This window comes from Mycobacterium sp. NPDC003323 (assembly GCF_053589535.1).
On sequence record NZ_JBSFSB010000006.1, the window covers coordinates 93,833 to 110,130 of the forward strand.

Annotated in this window: 16 protein-coding genes; 6 read left to right on the plus strand and 10 right to left on the minus strand. The window is 68.0% G+C overall.

Going from position 1 to position 16,298, the window contains the following annotated elements; all coding sequences use genetic code 11:
* Window positions 1-8 precede the first annotated feature (8 nt).
* Window positions 9-1,025 carry a TerC family protein gene (locus ACWDUN_RS16260; protein WP_449930310.1) on the minus strand — a complete coding sequence of 339 codons (1,017 nt, stop codon included), beginning with the start codon at window positions 1,023-1,025 and terminating at the stop codon, window positions 9-11.
* Window positions 1,026-1,131: 106 nt separating this feature from the next.
* Between ACWDUN_RS16260 and ACWDUN_RS16265 the strand changes: the two genes are divergently transcribed.
* Genes ACWDUN_RS16265 through ACWDUN_RS16275 form a run of 3 tightly spaced genes read left to right on the plus strand, consistent with a single transcriptional unit; the run spans window position 1,132 to window position 3,019 of the window.
* The gene (locus ACWDUN_RS16265; RefSeq protein WP_449930312.1) at window positions 1,132-1,728 is read left to right on the plus strand and encodes a biotin transporter BioY; all 597 of its coding nucleotides are present in this window, start codon (window positions 1,132-1,134) and stop codon (window positions 1,726-1,728) included.
* Entirely contained in the window at window positions 1,725-2,420 is a 696-nt protein-coding gene (locus ACWDUN_RS16270; RefSeq protein WP_449930657.1) for an energy-coupling factor ABC transporter ATP-binding protein, read from the plus strand. Before ACWDUN_RS16265 ends, ACWDUN_RS16270 begins: the two co-directional genes overlap by 4 nt.
* Window positions 2,417-3,019 (plus strand): CbiQ family ECF transporter T component, encoded by a 603-nt coding sequence (locus ACWDUN_RS16275; RefSeq protein WP_449930314.1) that lies wholly within the window; start codon window positions 2,417-2,419, stop codon window positions 3,017-3,019. Before ACWDUN_RS16270 ends, ACWDUN_RS16275 begins: the two co-directional genes overlap by 4 nt.
* A 1-nt stretch (window position 3,020) precedes the next feature.
* Here ACWDUN_RS16275 and ACWDUN_RS16280 read toward each other — a convergent pair whose 3' ends face one another.
* The 7 genes from ACWDUN_RS16280 to ACWDUN_RS16310 form a co-directional block, all read right to left on the minus strand.
* Window positions 3,021-4,217: a metallophosphoesterase gene (locus tag ACWDUN_RS16280; RefSeq protein WP_449930316.1), complete on the minus strand. Its 1,197-nt coding sequence runs from the start codon at window positions 4,215-4,217 to the stop codon at window positions 3,021-3,023.
* A 71-nt stretch (window positions 4,218-4,288) separates the two neighbouring features.
* Window positions 4,289-4,633, minus strand: a complete 345-nt coding sequence (locus ACWDUN_RS16285; RefSeq protein WP_449930318.1) for a thiocyanate hydrolase — start codon at window positions 4,631-4,633, stop codon at window positions 4,289-4,291.
* A gap of 11 nt (window positions 4,634-4,644) precedes the next feature.
* A complete protein-coding gene (gene scnC / locus ACWDUN_RS16290; RefSeq protein WP_449930320.1) occupies window positions 4,645-5,364 on the minus strand; it encodes a thiocyanate hydrolase subunit gamma in 720 nt (239 codons plus the stop codon).
* A gap of 8 nt (window positions 5,365-5,372) precedes the next feature.
* Window positions 5,373-6,218 carry an SH3-like domain-containing protein gene (locus ACWDUN_RS16295; protein WP_449930322.1) on the minus strand — a complete coding sequence of 282 codons (846 nt, stop codon included), beginning with the start codon at window positions 6,216-6,218 and terminating at the stop codon, window positions 5,373-5,375.
* 96 nt (window positions 6,219-6,314) lie between these two features.
* Window positions 6,315-6,650, minus strand: coding sequence for a hypothetical protein (locus tag ACWDUN_RS16300; protein WP_449930324.1), 336 nt, complete (start codon window positions 6,648-6,650; stop codon window positions 6,315-6,317).
* Complete coding sequence (locus ACWDUN_RS16305) at window positions 6,647-7,378, minus strand: hypothetical protein (RefSeq protein ID WP_449930326.1); 732 nt, start codon at window positions 7,376-7,378, stop codon at window positions 6,647-6,649. Before ACWDUN_RS16305 ends, ACWDUN_RS16300 begins: the two co-directional genes overlap by 4 nt.
* A 371-nt stretch (window positions 7,379-7,749) precedes the next feature.
* Complete coding sequence (locus ACWDUN_RS16310; RefSeq protein WP_449930328.1) at window positions 7,750-9,129, minus strand: FAD-dependent oxidoreductase; 1,380 nt, start codon at window positions 9,127-9,129, stop codon at window positions 7,750-7,752.
* A gap of 175 nt (window positions 9,130-9,304) precedes the next feature.
* Here ACWDUN_RS16310 and ACWDUN_RS16315 point away from each other — a divergent pair, with 175 nt between their 5' ends.
* Window positions 9,305-10,303, plus strand: a complete 999-nt coding sequence (locus ACWDUN_RS16315; RefSeq protein ID WP_449930330.1) for a zinc-binding alcohol dehydrogenase family protein — start codon at window positions 9,305-9,307, stop codon at window positions 10,301-10,303.
* 3 nt (window positions 10,304-10,306) lie between these two features.
* On the opposite strand, the gene ACWDUN_RS16320 is transcribed toward ACWDUN_RS16315, so the two are convergent.
* Window positions 10,307-11,251 carry a lytic transglycosylase domain-containing protein gene (locus ACWDUN_RS16320; protein ID WP_449930332.1) on the minus strand — a complete coding sequence of 315 codons (945 nt, stop codon included), beginning with the start codon at window positions 11,249-11,251 and terminating at the stop codon, window positions 10,307-10,309.
* A 121-nt stretch (window positions 11,252-11,372) separates the two neighbouring features.
* Here ACWDUN_RS16320 and ACWDUN_RS16325 point away from each other — a divergent pair, with 121 nt between their 5' ends.
* A complete protein-coding gene (locus ACWDUN_RS16325) occupies window positions 11,373-13,427 on the plus strand; it encodes an alkaline phosphatase family protein (protein ID WP_449930334.1) in 2,055 nt (684 codons plus the stop codon).
* A 3-nt stretch (window positions 13,428-13,430) separates the two neighbouring features.
* Here the strand turns inward: ACWDUN_RS16325 and ACWDUN_RS16330 are convergent, their stop codons facing one another.
* Window positions 13,431-14,048: a glycoside hydrolase gene (locus tag ACWDUN_RS16330; RefSeq protein ID WP_449930659.1), complete on the minus strand. Its 618-nt coding sequence runs from the start codon at window positions 14,046-14,048 to the stop codon at window positions 13,431-13,433.
* Between the two features lie 411 nt (window positions 14,049-14,459).
* Between ACWDUN_RS16330 and ACWDUN_RS16335 the strand changes: the two genes are divergently transcribed.
* A complete protein-coding gene (locus ACWDUN_RS16335; RefSeq protein ID WP_449930336.1) occupies window positions 14,460-16,199 on the plus strand; it encodes a hypothetical protein in 1,740 nt (579 codons plus the stop codon).
* Window positions 16,200-16,298 lie beyond the last annotated feature (99 nt).

Here is a 16,298-nt window from a genome sequence, read left to right on the forward strand (position 1 = left end):
GGGTCAATCTAACGAGCGCTGCCCGGCTGCTCGTCGGGCTTGCGACTGCTGGCCCGCAGCGAACCGGGATGGGCCTTGGCGCTGGGGTCGCGGCTGGTCTTGATGAGGCTGGCGACGGTGACGATCACCAAGATCACGATGATCACGGCCAGGCTGAGGTAGGTGTTGACCTCCGGGATGCTCGGGTTGATGTCCACATGGCCCCAGTGCAGCACCAGCTTGACGCCGATGAACGCCAGGATGATCGACAGACCCGTTGACAGGTACACCAGCCGGTCCAGCAGACCCTTGACGAGGAAGAACAGCGCCCGCAGACCGAGCAACGCAAACGCGTTGGCGGCGAACACGATATACGGCTCACTGGTGATACCGAAGACCGCCGGGATCGAATCCAGGGCGAACAAAAGGTCCACACTGCCGATCGCGATCAGCACGGCCAGCAGTGGGGTGGCGAGCCGCCGGCCCTGCTGCCGGGTGAACAGCTTGCCGCCGTCGTAGTCGTCGGAGACCGGCACGAATCGGCGCGTCGCCCGCACGACGATGTTGTTCTCGACATCGGGATCCTCGTTGCGATGCCGGAACAGCTGGATCGCGGTGTAGATCAACAGCAGTCCGAAGATCAGGAACATGAAGGAAAAAAGCGACAGCAGCGTCGCGCCGAGCATGATGAAGATCGCCCGCATGATCAGCGCCAGGATGATGCCGAACGTCAACACCTTGTGCTGATGTTCCTCGGGCACGGCGAACGTCGTCATGATGATGACGAAGACGAACAAGTTGTCCACCGACAGGCTCTTCTCGACCAGATAGCCGGCGAAATACTCGGTGCCCGCGTCCCCGCCGTAGGCCATGGCGAACCACACACCGAAGGCGACCGCGATCAGGATGTAGAACACCGACCAGGCGGTGGCTTCCTTGAATCCGACATGGTGCGGGCGCAGCGCGGCCAGCAGCAGATCCACCGCAAGCAGCGCGATGATCACGCCTATCGTCACACCCCATGTCACCGGGCTGATATCGAGCATGTGTCCGTGCTACCTCCGCTTCCGCCACCGGTTCCGCAGTTCAAGATCATCGATACCCAGTCGGGGGAGGCGTCAACCACGAAGTGGCGTCGACCATAATTCCCTGGTGAGTGCGCAGACGTCCAAGCCCGGCCGGTTCGGCCGCATCGAGTCCGGCGACCTGACCCAGGCCGCGGTGTTCGCCGGTCTGCTGGCCGCACTCGGTCTGCCCGGAACGTTGACGATCGGACCCAGCGGCGTGCCGATCACCCTGCAGACCCTCGGCGTGATGCTGGCGGGTTCCATCCTGGGTCCGCGCAAGGGCGCGCTGGCCATCGCCCTGTTCGCGATCCTGGCCATCGCCGGGCTGCCGATCCTGGCCGGCGGTCGCACCGGACTGGTCTCGCTGTCCTCGCCGACGGCCGGGTTCTTCGTCGGCTGGTTGCCCGCCGTCATCGTGATCGGTGCGCTGACGGCGCTGATGATGCCGCGCTACCGGGTGATCTGGGGTATCGGTGTCAACATCGTCGGCGGAATGGCCGTGATCTACCTGTTCGGCACAGCCGGTCTGATGCTGCGCACCGACCTGTCGTGGTGGGCGGCGCTGTCCACGAACGGGATCTACATCCCCGGCGACCTGGCCAAGGCGGTGCTGTGCGGGGTGGTGGCCGCTCAGGTGCACCGGGCCCGGCCCGGTCTGATCGACCCGTGGCGGCAACGGTGACCGATGACCCGCCTGGCGCGCTGGTCATCGACGGCGTCTCGCACGCCTACGGCGAGCGCGCCGTCCTGCGTGATGTCTCGTTGACGATCACCGAACGCCGGGTCGCCATCGTGGGCGCCAACGGCAGCGGCAAGTCGACGCTGGCGCGACTGTTCAACGGGTTGGTGCTACCCGATACCGGCGCGGTCCGCGTGCACGGCCTGGACACCCGACACGCCGCCAAGCGGGTGCGTCGCCTCGTCGGGTTCGTCTTCACCGACCCGGACCGGCAGATCCTGATGCCCACCGTCGGTGAGGACGTCGAACTGTCGTTGTCACGGCTGTCGCTGGACAAGCAGGCCCGGGCGCAGCGGGTGGCGCAGGTGCTGACCAGATTCGGGTTGGACGGGCATGCCGACCAACCCGCGCATCTGTTGTCCGGCGGCCAGAAGCAACTGCTGGCATTGGCCACGGTGCTGGTCACCGAGCCGGCCGTGGTGGTGGCCGATGAGCCGACCACGTTGTTGGATCTGCGCAATGCCCGGATGCTGCGGGCCGCCTTCGCCGCGCTGGACACCCAGCTGATCATCGTCACCCACGACCTCGACCTCGTCGACGATGTCGACCGGGTCATCGTGCTCGACGACGGCCGCGTAGTGGCCGACGATGTCCCGTCGGTCGCGCTGGACGCCTACCGGCGGCTGATGACGTGACCGTGCTGGGGGAGTACCGGCCCGGCACGTCGTGGTTGCATCGGCTGCCGGCCGGGGCGAAGCTGCTCGGGCTGGGCGGGGCGATCATCGCGATGACGGTGTTGGTGAGCACGCCGGCCCGGCTGGCGGTGGCCGCGGCGGTGGTGATCCTGGCTGCGGTGTCGGCCCGGCTGTCGGTGTGGACGTTGATCGGCCAACTGCGACAGGTCTTCTGGGTGGTCGGGTTCATCTTCGTGTTGCAGATTCTGCTCACCGACTGGCGGCGTGCGCTGGTGGTGTGCGGGGTGCTACTGCTGGCCGTCGTCATGGCGACGATGGTGACGGTGACGACGCGCACCACTGCGATGCTCGACGCCGCGACGCGGGCGATGACACCATTGGCGCGCTTCGGGTTCCCGGTCCGCCAGGTGGCGGTCGCGCTGGCGCTGACCATCCGGTCGATCCCGCTGCTGGTGGACATCATCCGGCAGGTCGACGAGGCGCGGCGGGCCCGCGGGCTGCGTATCTCGGCCCGGATCGTGTTCGTGCCGATCATCGTGACCGCGCTGCGGGCCGCCGATGATTTCAACGAGGCGTTGATCGCCCGCGGTCTGGACTGACCTACTGCTCGCCGTTCAGCGTCAGGATCGAGATGTCCGGCGGCGCCCCGATACGCACCGGCGGCCCCCAGAAACCGGCGCCGCGGCTCACGTAGAGCTGGGTGTCCTGATGCGTCGACAACCCGGCGAGTGCGGGCTGCACCGCGCCGACGATGTACTGGAACGGCCAGGTCTGGCCGCCGTGGGTGTGACCGGACAGCTGCAGATCCACCCCTCGTGCGGCGGCCTCGTGCACCATCACCGGTTGATGGGCCATCAGGATCGTCGGGCGCGCCGGATCTGTGCCGCCCAGGGCCCGGTCGTAGTCGGGCGGGTCACCGCTTTCCGCGCCGGCCAGATCATTGACGCCGGCGAGGTCGAACGCGGCGCCGCCACGGCGGATCGCGGTGTGCTCGTTGCGCAACGGGGAGACACCGAGTCGGTCCAGTTCGTGCAGCCACGGCACGGTGTCCTCGATGAAGTACTCGTGATTGCCGGTGACGAAGAAGGATCCCTCGCGAGACACCAAGTCCTGCAGGGGCTCCGCGGCGTGGCCGAGCTTCTCGACGGAGTCGTCGACCAGATCGCCGACGATCGCCACCAGGTCGGGCTCGGTCTCGTTGATCATCCGGACGATCCGTTCGGTGTGCGCGCGTCCGAGCAGCGGGCCGAGGTGGACATCGGAGACCACCGCGACGCGGAAACCGTCGAACGCCCGATCCAGCCGGCCCAGCCGGATCGGTACCCGCAGGATGTTCGGCGGCCCCAGCGCGGTGGCCGCCCCGTATCCGACCAGCCCCACCGAGGCGACACCCGCGGCCACCGCAGTGGTGCGGGCCAGGAACACCCGGCGGTTGACCGGCGTGGCCGATTCGGCGGTCTGGGTTGCCGGCGGCTCGGCCGCGGCCGGCGCGGGGTGGCTACCGCCCTTGACCCAGCCGCGCAGCAGCAGCCGCACGGGTTCCAGAAGCAAGAGCGCGAGCAACAGATAGCCGACCACGGCGAACCAGATGTAGCCCGGCCAGGCGAACCACGCCGACTCGTCGATCCCGGTGAAGCGCGGCACGAACAGGGTCGTCACCAACACCGCTGCCAGGGCGATCAGCACGCCGGTCGCGATGTTACGGGTGCGTCCCGGCGCGGTGGTGTCGCGGATCAGTCGTTTCCACACATAGACGTGCGCCAGCGCCAACACCGAACTGAGGATGATGATGAACATGCGCCGCGGTCAGCCTCGCGCCCGGTGGGAAGTCATCCAGCGAGCCTAGCCAAGACCGGCTGAGTGTCCGGTCAGGCTTCCAGCCGCCTGCGGACCGCGGCCAGCCGATCACTCAGTTCGCTCTCGTCGACGAGGCCCCGCGCGATCAGCGAATGCGCAAGTGCCATCAGTTGATTCTCCGGATAGGGCAGGTGCCGATACCGGGTGGCCACCAACCGGTCCTCCTCGTCGCGGCGATCCTGGAAGCCGAACCGGTCACGACACTCGGCATGGTCCAGCGCGTCGGTGAGCCCGTCCAGACTGGTCTTCCAGGGCGGCAGCGCGTTGTCGACGCCGTGCTTGGCGGACACGGCCGGCCAGGTCTGATCGCTGCCCGCGATGCCCTGCAACGTGTCGATGGGGTCGTCGAAGCTCATCGTCGTGCCCCTCAGATCGGGTCGGCGGCGGGCCGGGTGGCGGTGATGACGTTGGTGGTCACCCCGGGCTGGGGCAACGCGACCCCGATCAGACAGTCGCGGGTGATGATTTCGGTCAGTTGATCCTCGGTCCAGCCGTCGGTGCCCGCGGGCCGCAACGGCATGACCATGAAACGATGCTTCTGGTTCGAATCCTCCACGCGCACTTCGACATCATCGGGTAGTTGCAGGCCGAATTCGGAGAGCACCTGACGCGGCCAGCGCACGATGCGGCGCCGGTAGTTCGGGGTCCTATACCACTCCGGGGAGTTGCCGAGGATCGGTCGCGGGTAGCACGAGCACAGCGCGCACACGATGACGTGGTGCACCTCGGGGGTGTCCTCCAGCACCTTGAGGGCGACGAAATCGCTGGGCGTCCCGAAACCGGTGGGCGCCAACCAATCCACGCCGACCTCCCGACAGGCGGTGATCGGATCGGCGAGCACCAGGGATTTGAACTCCGGGTCGAGCCAGGACTTGGCGATCAGCCGCGCCGCGGGGGTCGGGCCGATGTGTTCGGCGAACTCGGTGAAGTGCCGGTGCTGTGCCGCGGTGAACAAGCCCTTCTCGATACACAGTTCGCGAAGCGCGATCTCCAGGACCTCGAAATCGGTGATCTCGTCGACCATCGGCTTGACGGTGCGCACATGGTCACCATCGTGGTCGTGGCCGTGATCGTGGTTGTCGGACATGGCGTGTCCTATCTGTCGGGCGCGGTGAGCCACCGCTCCGGGATCTCGGTCTGCAAGGTGTCATGGGGTGGGCCCGAGTAGGTGTCACCCCACAACTCCGTCTGCGTGAAACGCACGATGTAGAACCACTCGGGCCTGGCGTCCTCGTCGGCCCAGGTCTCGTCCTCGGGGGCGGGACTCTCGTAGGCCAGATCGGCGATGACCCCCGCTGCGCCGCGGACATATTCGGGGGTGCGGGTGTAGTACATGGCCGGCAGATCGCGCACGACCACCGGATCGCCGACGGCGAACCTCGCGGGCCCGGCCTTCCCGGCGAACACCTGCGGGTCACCGATGCCCTGGGCGTGCAGATGGTGCTTGTTGCGGGTGACCGCCGCACCGTCGCCCTCGAATCTGGGGGCGGGTTCCAGGTGTGAACCCGGCGGCAGACCGGCGTAGCGCCGCTGCACCTCGGCCAGTCGGTCGGTGAGTTCGGCCCAGCTGATGTGCTTCTTCTCGATCAGCAACCGCCCCACCGACCACAACCATCGGCTGTAGTACGGCCACCCCAGGTAGATGGACCGGCCGACGTCGACGTTGGCCAGCCGACGCCGTTCCTCGGACACCCAGATCCCCTGCCAGCCAAGGACTTCACAGAGCACATAGGTCATCAGCTCCCAGTGCTCCTCCTCCTTGTTCTGGTACACCGCCGGCACATCGGGCTCACCGCCGACATCGTGGGCGTTCTTCAGGTAGGCCCAGAAATGCTCACTGTTCACCTGATCGGGAAACGGCCACTGCGGGTCTTCGTCGAATGTGGTGGTGAGCCTGGAGAGCAGGGCGAGTCGTCTGATGCGTTCTTCCGACGTCGGCATGGGCTGTCCCGAGAGGTGGAGGAAAGACTGTCGGGTCTCAGCATGAACCGAACCGGCCGGTTCCCGCAGCAAACCGGCCGAAATCGGCGGAACGGGCTATCCGCTGTCGGACTTCGGTGTCGCGTCGGCGACCGACTCGACGGTGTCGCCGACGTCGATGGTCACCACCGCGGTTGCCTGGAACAGTCCGTGGAAGTCGTCGGTCCGGGCGACGGTGTGCGCGCGGGCGAACAGCGGCTGCACATCGAACACCTTGACCCGCACCTTCTCGTGGGTCAGTCTGCCGAGTTCGCGGCCGGACTCGGGGTCCACGATCACCTGATCGGATTCCGAATGCACGGCGAACACCATGCCCGCGCGCACGCCGGCCTGCGAGCCGCGGTTGATGACCAACGTGTAGTCGTCCTCGATGTAGGCGACCTGACCGTTCACGAGGCCACCAGGGTATTGCTGTCCCGCAACGCCGTTTTCGAGCCGACCCGGATCCGCGGTCGCGCCGTGTTCTCGTCGGCGGCGAACAAAGTCTCGATCGAGGTGGCCGTGCTGTCGGTGCCGAGCGTGAGTTCGATGGCGGTCTTGGCCTGGAACAGCGCGACCATCGCGGACTGATTACGTTCGGCGCCGAACGCGCCCAGGGCCAGGGTGAGTTTCTTGTCGACGTATTCGATCGAGCGCTGCAGATCGGACTCGGAGGCACTGACGGTGACCGACTGCTGTGACGAACGGCCACCGAGCCCGCTGAACCAGCGATACCCGAGGGCGCCCAGCGTGATGGCGCAGACCGGGACCACCACGACGGTGCACAACAATCCGGCGGTGTTCTGCCACGCGATCGCGCCGACGATGCCGAACAGCATCAACACGGCAACACCGGCCAGGACACGAAGCGTCGGTGGTACGGAGTCGACGGCGCGGATGAGTCGCTGGACGAGGCGGGCACCGAAGCGGGCAACGGCGGCGATGAAGCGCGCGATCGCGGTACCGACCTTCAGCAGGAATCGCCCGGCGTGGTCGAGGTGATCGCGGGTCACCGGATTCTTCGGCATCGACCATGACGGCTTCGGTACCGCGGCGGGCGTGGGGGCAGCGGCGGCGGACGGTTCGGGCGACGTGTCGTTCTGCTCGGGAGACGTCGCCGGAGGGGTCGCACCTTCAGTCACATTCGCATCAACAACCACACCAGTATCTTCCCGCGCATCGGCGGTAAAGGCGGTTCCGGCGCGCCGAAGGGCCCGCGATCTGTGCGAATCACGTATCGCGGGCGCGCGGTCGTACACTCTGCGACGAAATTGACGCGCACCTGCATGAAACGCGTCGTGCAGGGGTATTTGTGCGGCGGCGAAAGGAAGCCTCATGACGAACGCAGGGGAGCGGCAGGTCGGATCCTGTCCGGGGTGTGGTTATCCAGTCCTCGGGCCCGGGCCGTGCGCGGTATGCGCGCCCCTGCTCGTGGGTGCATCCGGCGACGGCTCGGACCTGTTCCCAGGTCCGACGGTCGCGGCATAGCGCCACCGGTCGACACCGGGACGCGTCACTGCAGCATGCCCAGCAGTTGATTGAAGAACTCCGACATCGACGGGTGGGTGTAGATGCCGTCGCGCATCGCGGTCGCCGTGATCCCGTGGCGCATGGCCAGCGACACCAGGTTGATGACCTCATGTGCGTCGTGGCACAACAGCGCCGCGCCCAGGATGAGATCGGTGTCGGCGTCGACGACGAGTTTCATCACACCGTCGGTCTCGCCGACGATGCGGGCCCGCGGCACCGTCGCCAGCTCGGCGACCGGGCTCACCGCGACCCGGACGGTGTGACCGGAGCGGCGCGCCTGATCCTCGGTCAGTCCCACCCGTGCCAACGGCGGCGAGAGGAACAGGCAGTTCGGCACGGCGGCACGGTGTTCGGTCGATCGCGGGTGTGCGGCGCCGGTCAGCTGGTCGAGCACGATGCGTTGATCGTCCAGTGAGATATAGGTGAACTGTGCGCCGCCGTTGACATCGCCGACGGCATAGACGCGCGGGTTGGTGGTGCGCAGGAACTGGTCGACGACGATCGCGCCGCGGTCCGTGGTCTGAATCCCCGCGACCGCCAGATCGAGTCCGTCGGTGTCCGGGATGCGCCCGAGGGCCACCAGGATGGTGTCCGCGGGCACCGTCGCGGTCTGGCCGCCCACGGAGTAGCCGACGTGAGCGCCGCCGTCGACCGTCTCGACACCCTCGATCGTCGCTCCGGTGATGACGGTGACGCCACGACGCTCCAGCAGGGCACGTGCGGTGGCGGCAACATCGCCGTCCTCGGCGCGCAGGATCTGCGAATGCTGTTCCAGCACGGTGACATCGGTGCCATACCCCGCCATCATCGAGGCGAATTCCAGGCCGATGTACCCGCCGCCGAGCACGACCAGCCGATCCGGGCGGGGCACCCGCTCGAGCAGTTCGGCGCTGGTGACGGCCACGGGGCAGTCGCGCAATCCCGGGATGTCCGGGATCACGGGGACCGATCCTGTCCCGACGACGATGGTCGAGGCGGTGACAGTGATCGTGCCGGTATCCGTGGCGACCGACACCGTGTCCGCGGCGGTGAACACGGCACGACCCGTCAGCACGGTCGCGGTCGGGATCGGTTCGAACATGCCGAGATTGACCGCGCGCAGATCGGCGGTCAACTCGGCGGTGGCGGTCACCGCGGCGGCATGAGCGGCGATGCCGTCGTCACCCGGGCGCAGCTGCTCGCTTCGGAAGACCATCGACTTCGTCGGCACACACCCGACATTGATGCACGTGCCCCCGTACATCTGCGGCGATTGTTCGACCAGCACCACCCGCTGTCCGCGCTTGCCGAGTGTGGCGGCCAACGTCTTGCCACCCTTGCCGAATCCGATGACCAGCAGATCGACCGACAGATCAGATGCCATGACCAATTCCTTCGAGTGTTCGGCGGGCTTGTCCGCAGAGCGCAACGCCGCCGCCTCCCATATTTATCCGAACGCCGTGATCACCCTCACGCATGGGGTCCGTCCCGGTGGGATTGAAAGGCGGCGAGTCGGCGTTGGGCAGCACTGAGCGCAGATCGAGAAGAAAGAGGCACAGATGGCCACCATGAAGGCAGTCGGTTCGTTCGAGGGTTTGTCGATCGATGACCGGGACGCATTGCAGGACCTGGTGATCGACGTTCCCGAACTGCGACCACATGATGTCCTTGTTCGCGTCGAAGCGGTCTCGGTGAACCCGGTGGACATCAAACGTCGGCGCGCCCTGACGCATTCGCACGTGCCGACGATCCTCGGCCATGACGCCGCCGGCGTCGTGGAAGCGGTCGGCCCCGAGGTCACGACGCTGTCGGTGGGCGACGAGGTCTGGTATGCCGGGGACGTCAGCCGTCCCGGCACCAACTCCGACCTGCACGCCGTCGACGAACGCATCGTCTCCCGCAAACCGGCGACGCTGTCCTTCGCCGAGGCGGCAGCGCTGCCGCTGACGACGATCACCGCATGGGAGACCCTCTTCGAACGGTTCGCGCTCACCCCCGAATCGACCGGGGACCTGCTGGTGCTCGGCGCCGCCGGCGGCGTCGGATCGGTGATGATCCAACTCGCCAAGCGACTCTCCGGCGTGCGGGTGATCGGTACCGCGAGCCGGGACGATTCACGGGAATGGGCCGCGAAGATGGGAGCCGATCTGGTGATCGACCACCACGACCTGCGTTCGCAGGCACTGCACGTGGCACCGGCAGGTATCGACTATCTGTTCTCGCCGCACTCGGCCGGCAATGTCGAGATCTACGCCGATATCGTGCGCCCGTTCGGTCACATCACCGCCATCGACGAGCCCGAGGGCCTGGAGCTGGTGCCGCTCAAGGCCAAGAGCATTGCGTGGCACTGGGAGTTGATGTTCACCCGATCGCTCTACGGTCATGACATGATCGCCCAGCAGAACCTGCTGGCCGCCACCGCCGATCTGGTGGATCGCGGCGAGGTCTCGACCACCGTCACCAAGGTCGTCACCGGGTTCGACGCCGAGGGCATCCGGGAGGCGCACCGCGCCGTCGAAACCGGCCGGATGATCGGCAAGGTGGTCGTCACCCGGTGATCGTCACTGCGGGTGCGCCGCCAGGTACTCGCCGACCGGAATCGGCGCGAGTGCCTCATATCCGATGGGCAGCAACACATCTCCGGCGGTGGTGCGGTAGTACACCTCCCACCGGTGATAGCCGGTGAACGCGGCGGGATCGGCGTCCAGCACCGCCGCATAGTCCTTGACCGCCCGCACATAGTGGTCCGAGTTGTTGTACCGGAACAGCGCATGGTCGGGATCGGACGCGAAATCGTTGGCGGCGAGATACCGTCCCGCGGCCAGGATGGCATCGCGCGGCGCGTTGATGTCACCGCCGTCGCCGTAGGCCGCGAACGTCGACGGTAGGAACTGCATGGGTCCCTGCGCACCCGCGCTGCTGGTGCCGGTGATGCTGCCGAGCCGGGTCTCGATCAGGTTGACCGCGGCCAGATAGTTCCAGCCGACACCCGAGGCCGACTCGGCCTCGCGGTAGTACCCCAGCAGTTCCTCGGCCGGTCGCGGGTCGATGATGCGCCAGGCCGGCACGGTGTCATTGGCCTCGCCGGTGAGCAGCGCGTCCAGGTGTCGGCGCGCTCCGACGTTCAGGTCGTAGATCGTCAGCAGTTCCTGCGGAATACGCGGGCGCGCGATCTCATCCCATTGCGGGTGCCGTCCGATCGTCCGGTAGGCCATCTGCTGGCGGCGGGCAGCCTCACGCAACGCGTGCGCCGATGCCGACGGGTCGCGTAGCACCCGTTCGTCGGCGACCAGATCATCGGCGATAGCTCCCGGATCGGGGGCGAGCCGCGGTTGTGCCGGGCCCGGAGTTGCCGGTACCGGGGGCTCGATCGTCGGAGCAGCGGTTTCACCGGGGGCCGGCTTCGCGGTGGGTGGCGGCACCGACGGTGGCGAGGCATCGGCGCAGGACACCAGGGCGGCGACCGCGAACAGCGCGACCAGACCAACTCGTGCATTCCCGGCCACCGGACGGTGTCCGAGGCGTAATTTGCGGTACAGGTTCACCGAGCAGCGTGTGACGTCGATGGGGCGACCATAGCAACGTCGAGCACGGCCGCGACCTCGTCCCGCCTTCGAAAGGACTCCCATGGGTTACGCCAGGTACATCGGTCGGGTCGGGGCGTTGGCGGTGACCCTGGGGGTGGGCGTCGCCCTGGCCGCCGCACCGGCGGCATCTGCCGATTCGACCGCGGGATCGTCCCCGTCGAGCACATCAGGTTCATCGAGTTCGGCGTCGGCATCCGACGGTGCGACGAGCTCTTCGACCGGCCAGACTTCCGGTGCGACCTCCACGCCGTCCGGTCCTGCCGAACCGGCTTCCCGCGCGGACGCCGAGGACGATGACACGGCGAGTGACGGCGACGCCGGTGACGAAGACTCCGAAGCCGGGCCGACGATCGCGTCGGATGCCAAGAAGACCACCGGGCGTGGTTACACCGCGTCGATCCGTGAGGCCGCCGGCGACGCGGGTCCGCGCCGGTCCCTGCTGCGGGCACGCGTCGCGGAACGTCCTGCCACGCAGGAGGAATCGCTGCAGCCACGAGTCGCCGAGGACGCCACCGCAACGGTCACCACCGCGACGGTCACCGCAGCGCCGGCCGCCGCCGCCACACCGGTCGACACCGCCGATCCGGTGCTGCGCGGGGGTGCACCGACCGAGACTGCCGAGATCGCCTCGGCGGGCACCGATGAGCCGTTGGTCGAGACCGATCCGGAAGCGCCGCCGCTGGAGGCGGCCGTCGCGGTCGCCGCGCTCGCGGCGGTACGCGACGAACTGGAACGGAACACGTTGCGCCGCACCATGACCCCGCAGGCGGTGACCGCCGCGTCGGTACAGACGAAGAACGTCCTGCTGATCGGCGTGGACGGCACCAACCTCAGCCGGGTGCTGGCCGATCCCGCCAACGCCAGATTCTTCGAGCTCATCCAGCAGAGCAGCACCGCGCCGTCGAGCATCGTCGGGCACACGACCATCTCCAACCCGTCGTGGTCATCCATCCTGACCGGTGTCTGGGGTGAACGGACCGGCGTGATCAACAACATCTTCACCCCGTGGACCTATGACAAGTGGCCGACGATCTTCAATCAGCTCGAGGACCACGACCCGACGATCCAGACCACCACGATCGCCAACTGGGATGTCATCGCGGCCATCGCCGGCGCCGGCAGCACACCGGCCGACGACATCCGCTTCATCGCCCAGGTGCCCGGTGACACGAACTGGATGCTCACCGATGACGCGGTCGGAGATGTCACCGAATCGGTGATCAGTGGCGCCGACCCCAATGTGGCCAACTTCGTCTTCAGTTACTTCGTCGGGGTCGACGAGGTCGGCCACATGTACGGCGGCGCATCGCAGCAGTACAAGGACGCGCTGCTGAACTTCGACCGCAATCTCGGCGAGATCATGGAAGACGTCGCGGCCTGGGAGGCCGCAACGGGGGAGACGTGGACCGTCATCATGGTCACCGACCACGGTCACCAACCGCAGCGCGGTCTGGGCCACGGTTTCCAATCACCGGACGAGACCGAGACATTCGTGGTCGTGCGCGGTGACGGCTTCGACGCGGGGACGGTCAACCTGCAATACGAGATCGTGGACGTCACTCCGACCGTCGCCACCCTCTTCGGTGTCCCGGTCCGGCCGAACAGCGATGGCACGTCGATGACCGATCTGGACAACAACGTCACCCCGATCGACAACGATGACGCGCTGCGGGCCGCGTTGCAGGACATCATCGACAAGAACGGCTATCCCGACACCATCACCAATGTGGCGCTGGGCGCGCGCACCATCTTCGCCTCCATCCCGTACTTCCTGGGTCAGTTCGTCGACACCGTGGTCGGGGGCCTGAAAAACGTTGCCGGACAGAACATCTTCTTGGTCAGCTTCCTGGCCGGCGCGGCCGTCGGACCGGCGGAGTTCCTGGGCGACCTCGGCTACGTGGTGACCAACTTCGCCGCGCAGATCGTCGCGCGGATCACCGGTGTGACCGGCGCCAGCATCTTCCCGCTGTGGCCGCCCGCCGAGCCGGACATCACCCCGTATGACCCCAACCAGGTGATCACGATGGTCGCGGTGTGCGGCGATCCCGACGCGATCGTTGCCGGCCAGTGCGGGGATGGCTCGATCGCGGTGTGAGCGTTACGGCTTCATCGAACCGAGGTAGTACGACTCGTTCCCGGTGGGATAGCCGCCGCCGTCGGTGGCGATGTGGATGTGGTCGAAGTGGTTCAGCGTCTCCGAACCGTAGTCGGCCGTCCAGCTCGGCGCTCCGATGCCGGGGTAGAAACCCTGCCGCCAGATGACGTGGATGACGCCCCAGCGCTCGGCGTTCGCCAACGCCAGGCCGGCGATCTGATTGCCGAGCTCGATTCCCTGCTCGCTGTTGTGATCCGGAATCATCACATCGATCGCCAGGCCGTTGGGATGCCACCTCAGCGGATCCTGCCGGTAGCCGCCGATGGTGGCGATCTCGGGGAACATCATGCTGATGGCCCGGGCCACCCAGATGGTCTTGACCTGCAACCCGCCTTCGGGGGCCACACCCTTGTCCAGGGGGAAGTCGAGCACCCGCGGCTCGACCGGAGCGCTGGCCGCCAACAATTCGGCCTCGGTGGCACTTTGTCCGGGACTCGGGGAGAAGGCAGGCAGATCCGCCGGGCGGGTGGTCTCACCGCTCGCCGCGGGGACATCACGCTCGGCCGGCGGTGGGGACGCGTTCTGCGCAACCAGCACCGCGGCGGAGACCACGACGGACATCGCGAGCGCCAGCCACCGTCCCCGGTTGCCGGCTAACCCGAATCTGCTCACGGTGAGCACCTTAAACCTGCGGTCCCGCGCACGGAGCCGATGTCGGCGAACTGTTCGCTGGTGTGCCGGGTCGGCATGCAGTCGGTACGCGTCGACCGGTACGCTGGACGCGGCCGGACAGCAATCGGTGTCACGGGCACATTGGACGGCCCGGCGCGCAGCCTCAGCAAACCATGCGTATGTCAACAACCGTGCGCGGCTGCCGTGGAAACCACGGGGAAATAAGCGGCCAAGCGCCGATCTTGACGTCAGTCACCGACACTTTTGTCCGGTTTGCCGCAAACTGAGAGATTTCTAAGCAAATGTCTGACATACTTCTCGCGGCAAATTGGGTCAGCTTAAGGAGCTTCGGTGGGAAACGTGCCCAGCACAATCTTTTCGGCATTGGCAGCAGGTGTGTTGGCGACGACCGGTGTCGCCGTCGTCGCAGTAGAAGGTGAACGGACCGATGTTGCCGCACCGGCAACCATCTCGGGTCCGGCAGTCGTGCACGCTCAGCCGGTCCTCGCGGCCGCTGTGCTGCCCAACCCGGCGCCCAATGCGCTCTATGGCGCGCAGGTCGGCGGCGGCGCAGGTGCCGCCGAGGCCGCCGCGCCGGGCGTCGAGGCCGCCGATGCCGGCGGCACGCTGATCACGTTCGTGCCCACCGACAGCGGTTCGGCCGGCGCGTCCGGCGAGCGCAGCGGGTCCGCGCGATCGGCCGCCGGCGGCGCCGCCCCCGAGTTCACCCCGGAGGTGCTCGCCGATGCGGTGGCGCGCACCGGTGGCGATGCCAACACCGAGGTCACCGTGATGGTGGCGTCGGAAAGCGGCGCGCTGCAGGTGGCGCAGACCAACCTCGGTGACCTGCCGGGCGCCATCGCCGGCCTGCTCGGTGACATCGGCGGCCGGATCCCGGTCGTCAGCTTCTTCGTGCGCAACGGCACGCTGGCCAATCCTGACGGTGGCCTGCTGATCGGCAACGGCTTCAGCTCGATCACCGCCGGGGTCAACGGCGGCCGCGGCGGCCTGCTGTTCGGTAACGGCGGGGCCGGCGGCTTCGGCGCCGACGGTGGCCAGGGCGGCCTGCTCGGCAGCGGTGGCGACGGTGGACTCGGTGGCGGGAACGGCGGCGCCGCAGGGCTTCTCGGCAACGGCGGTCGCGGTGGTGACGGGTCCGGCCTGAACGCCGACGGCGGCAACGGCGGCCGCGGTGGTCTGATCTTCGGTGACGGTGGCCGTGGCGGCGACGGCGACCAAGCAGGCGCCGACGAGACCGGCGGTGCCGGCGGCGACGGTGGCGCGGCCGGCCTGATCGGTGGCAATGGTGGCCATGGCGGCAACGGCGGCACCGCCGAGGGCGCGAACGCGGTCGGTGGCGCCGGTGGTAACGGCGGCACCGCAGGCATCGTGGGCGGCGGTGGTGACGGCGGCGCCGGTGGTGCCGCGCAGGGTGACGGAGCCGGCACCGCCACCGGTGGTGCCGGCGGCGACGCCGGCCAGGGCCTGTACGACCCGGGGCGGGGCGGTGACGGTGGCGATGCCACCGCCGGCGCCGGAGGCTCGGCCGTCGGCGGTGCCGGTGGCACCGGCGGCGTCGTCGAGGTGGGTTCGGGCGGTTGGGGCGGAACCGGCGGCGACGCGACCGCGACCGACGGGAACGCCACCGGCGGTGCCGGCGGAACGGGCGGCAGCAATGCCATCGTCGGCAGCGGCGGACGCGGCGGCGCCGGCGGCAGCGGCACATCCGAAACCGGCACGGGCACCGGCGGATCCGGCGGCAGCGGTGGTGACAGCGGCCTGCTGCTCGGCGGCGGTGGCCGCGGCGGCGACGGCGGCAACGGCACCGAGGACGGCGAAGGCGGCATCGGTGGCAGCGGCGGCAGTGGTGGCGACGGCCGCGGCATCCTGACCGGCGGTGGCCGCGGCGGCAACGGTGGCAACGGAGTCGGCGACGAGGGCCTCAACTCCGGAACTGGCGGCAACGGCGGCAACGGTGGCGACGGCAGCTTCGGCGGCCGCGGCGGCAACGGCGGGAACGGCGGCGAGTCGAACGGCAATCCCGGCGAGGGCGGCAGCCCCGGCGGCCGTCCGGGCAACATCGGCGGAAACGTCGGTTAGTCCCAGCATGTGAGCAAAGGGGCCGGTCCTGGGAACCCAGGACCGGCCCTTTCCCGTTGGCCACCTCGGTGTTGCCTGATGTTCATCCGGCTTCGTCAA

What these genes read in the sequence shown, in the direction of transcription:
- ACWDUN_RS16260 (WP_449930310.1), bottom strand. Translation starts at nt 1,025, where the DNA reads ATGCTCGATATCAGCCCGGTGACATGGGGTGTGACGATAGGCGTGATC.
- ACWDUN_RS16330 (WP_449930659.1), bottom strand. Translation starts at nt 14,048, where the DNA reads ATGTCCGTCGTGGTCTCCGCCGCGGTGCTGGTTGCGCAGAACGCGTCC.
- ACWDUN_RS16280 (WP_449930316.1), bottom strand. Translation starts at nt 4,217, where the DNA reads ATGTTCATCATCATCCTCAGTTCGGTGTTGGCGCTGGCGCACGTCTAT.
- scnC (WP_449930320.1), bottom strand. Translation starts at nt 5,364, where the DNA reads ATGTCCGACAACCACGATCACGGCCACGACCACGATGGTGACCATGTG.
- ACWDUN_RS16315 (WP_449930330.1), top strand. Translation starts at nt 9,305, where the DNA reads ATGGCCACCATGAAGGCAGTCGGTTCGTTCGAGGGTTTGTCGATCGAT.
- ACWDUN_RS16285 (WP_449930318.1), bottom strand. Translation starts at nt 4,633, where the DNA reads ATGAGCTTCGACGACCCCATCGACACGTTGCAGGGCATCGCGGGCAGC.
- ACWDUN_RS16310 (WP_449930328.1), bottom strand. Translation starts at nt 9,129, where the DNA reads ATGGCATCTGATCTGTCGGTCGATCTGCTGGTCATCGGATTCGGCAAG.
- ACWDUN_RS16325 (WP_449930334.1), top strand. Translation starts at nt 11,373, where the DNA reads ATGGGTTACGCCAGGTACATCGGTCGGGTCGGGGCGTTGGCGGTGACC.
- ACWDUN_RS16295 (WP_449930322.1), bottom strand. Translation starts at nt 6,218, where the DNA reads ATGCCGACGTCGGAAGAACGCATCAGACGACTCGCCCTGCTCTCCAGG.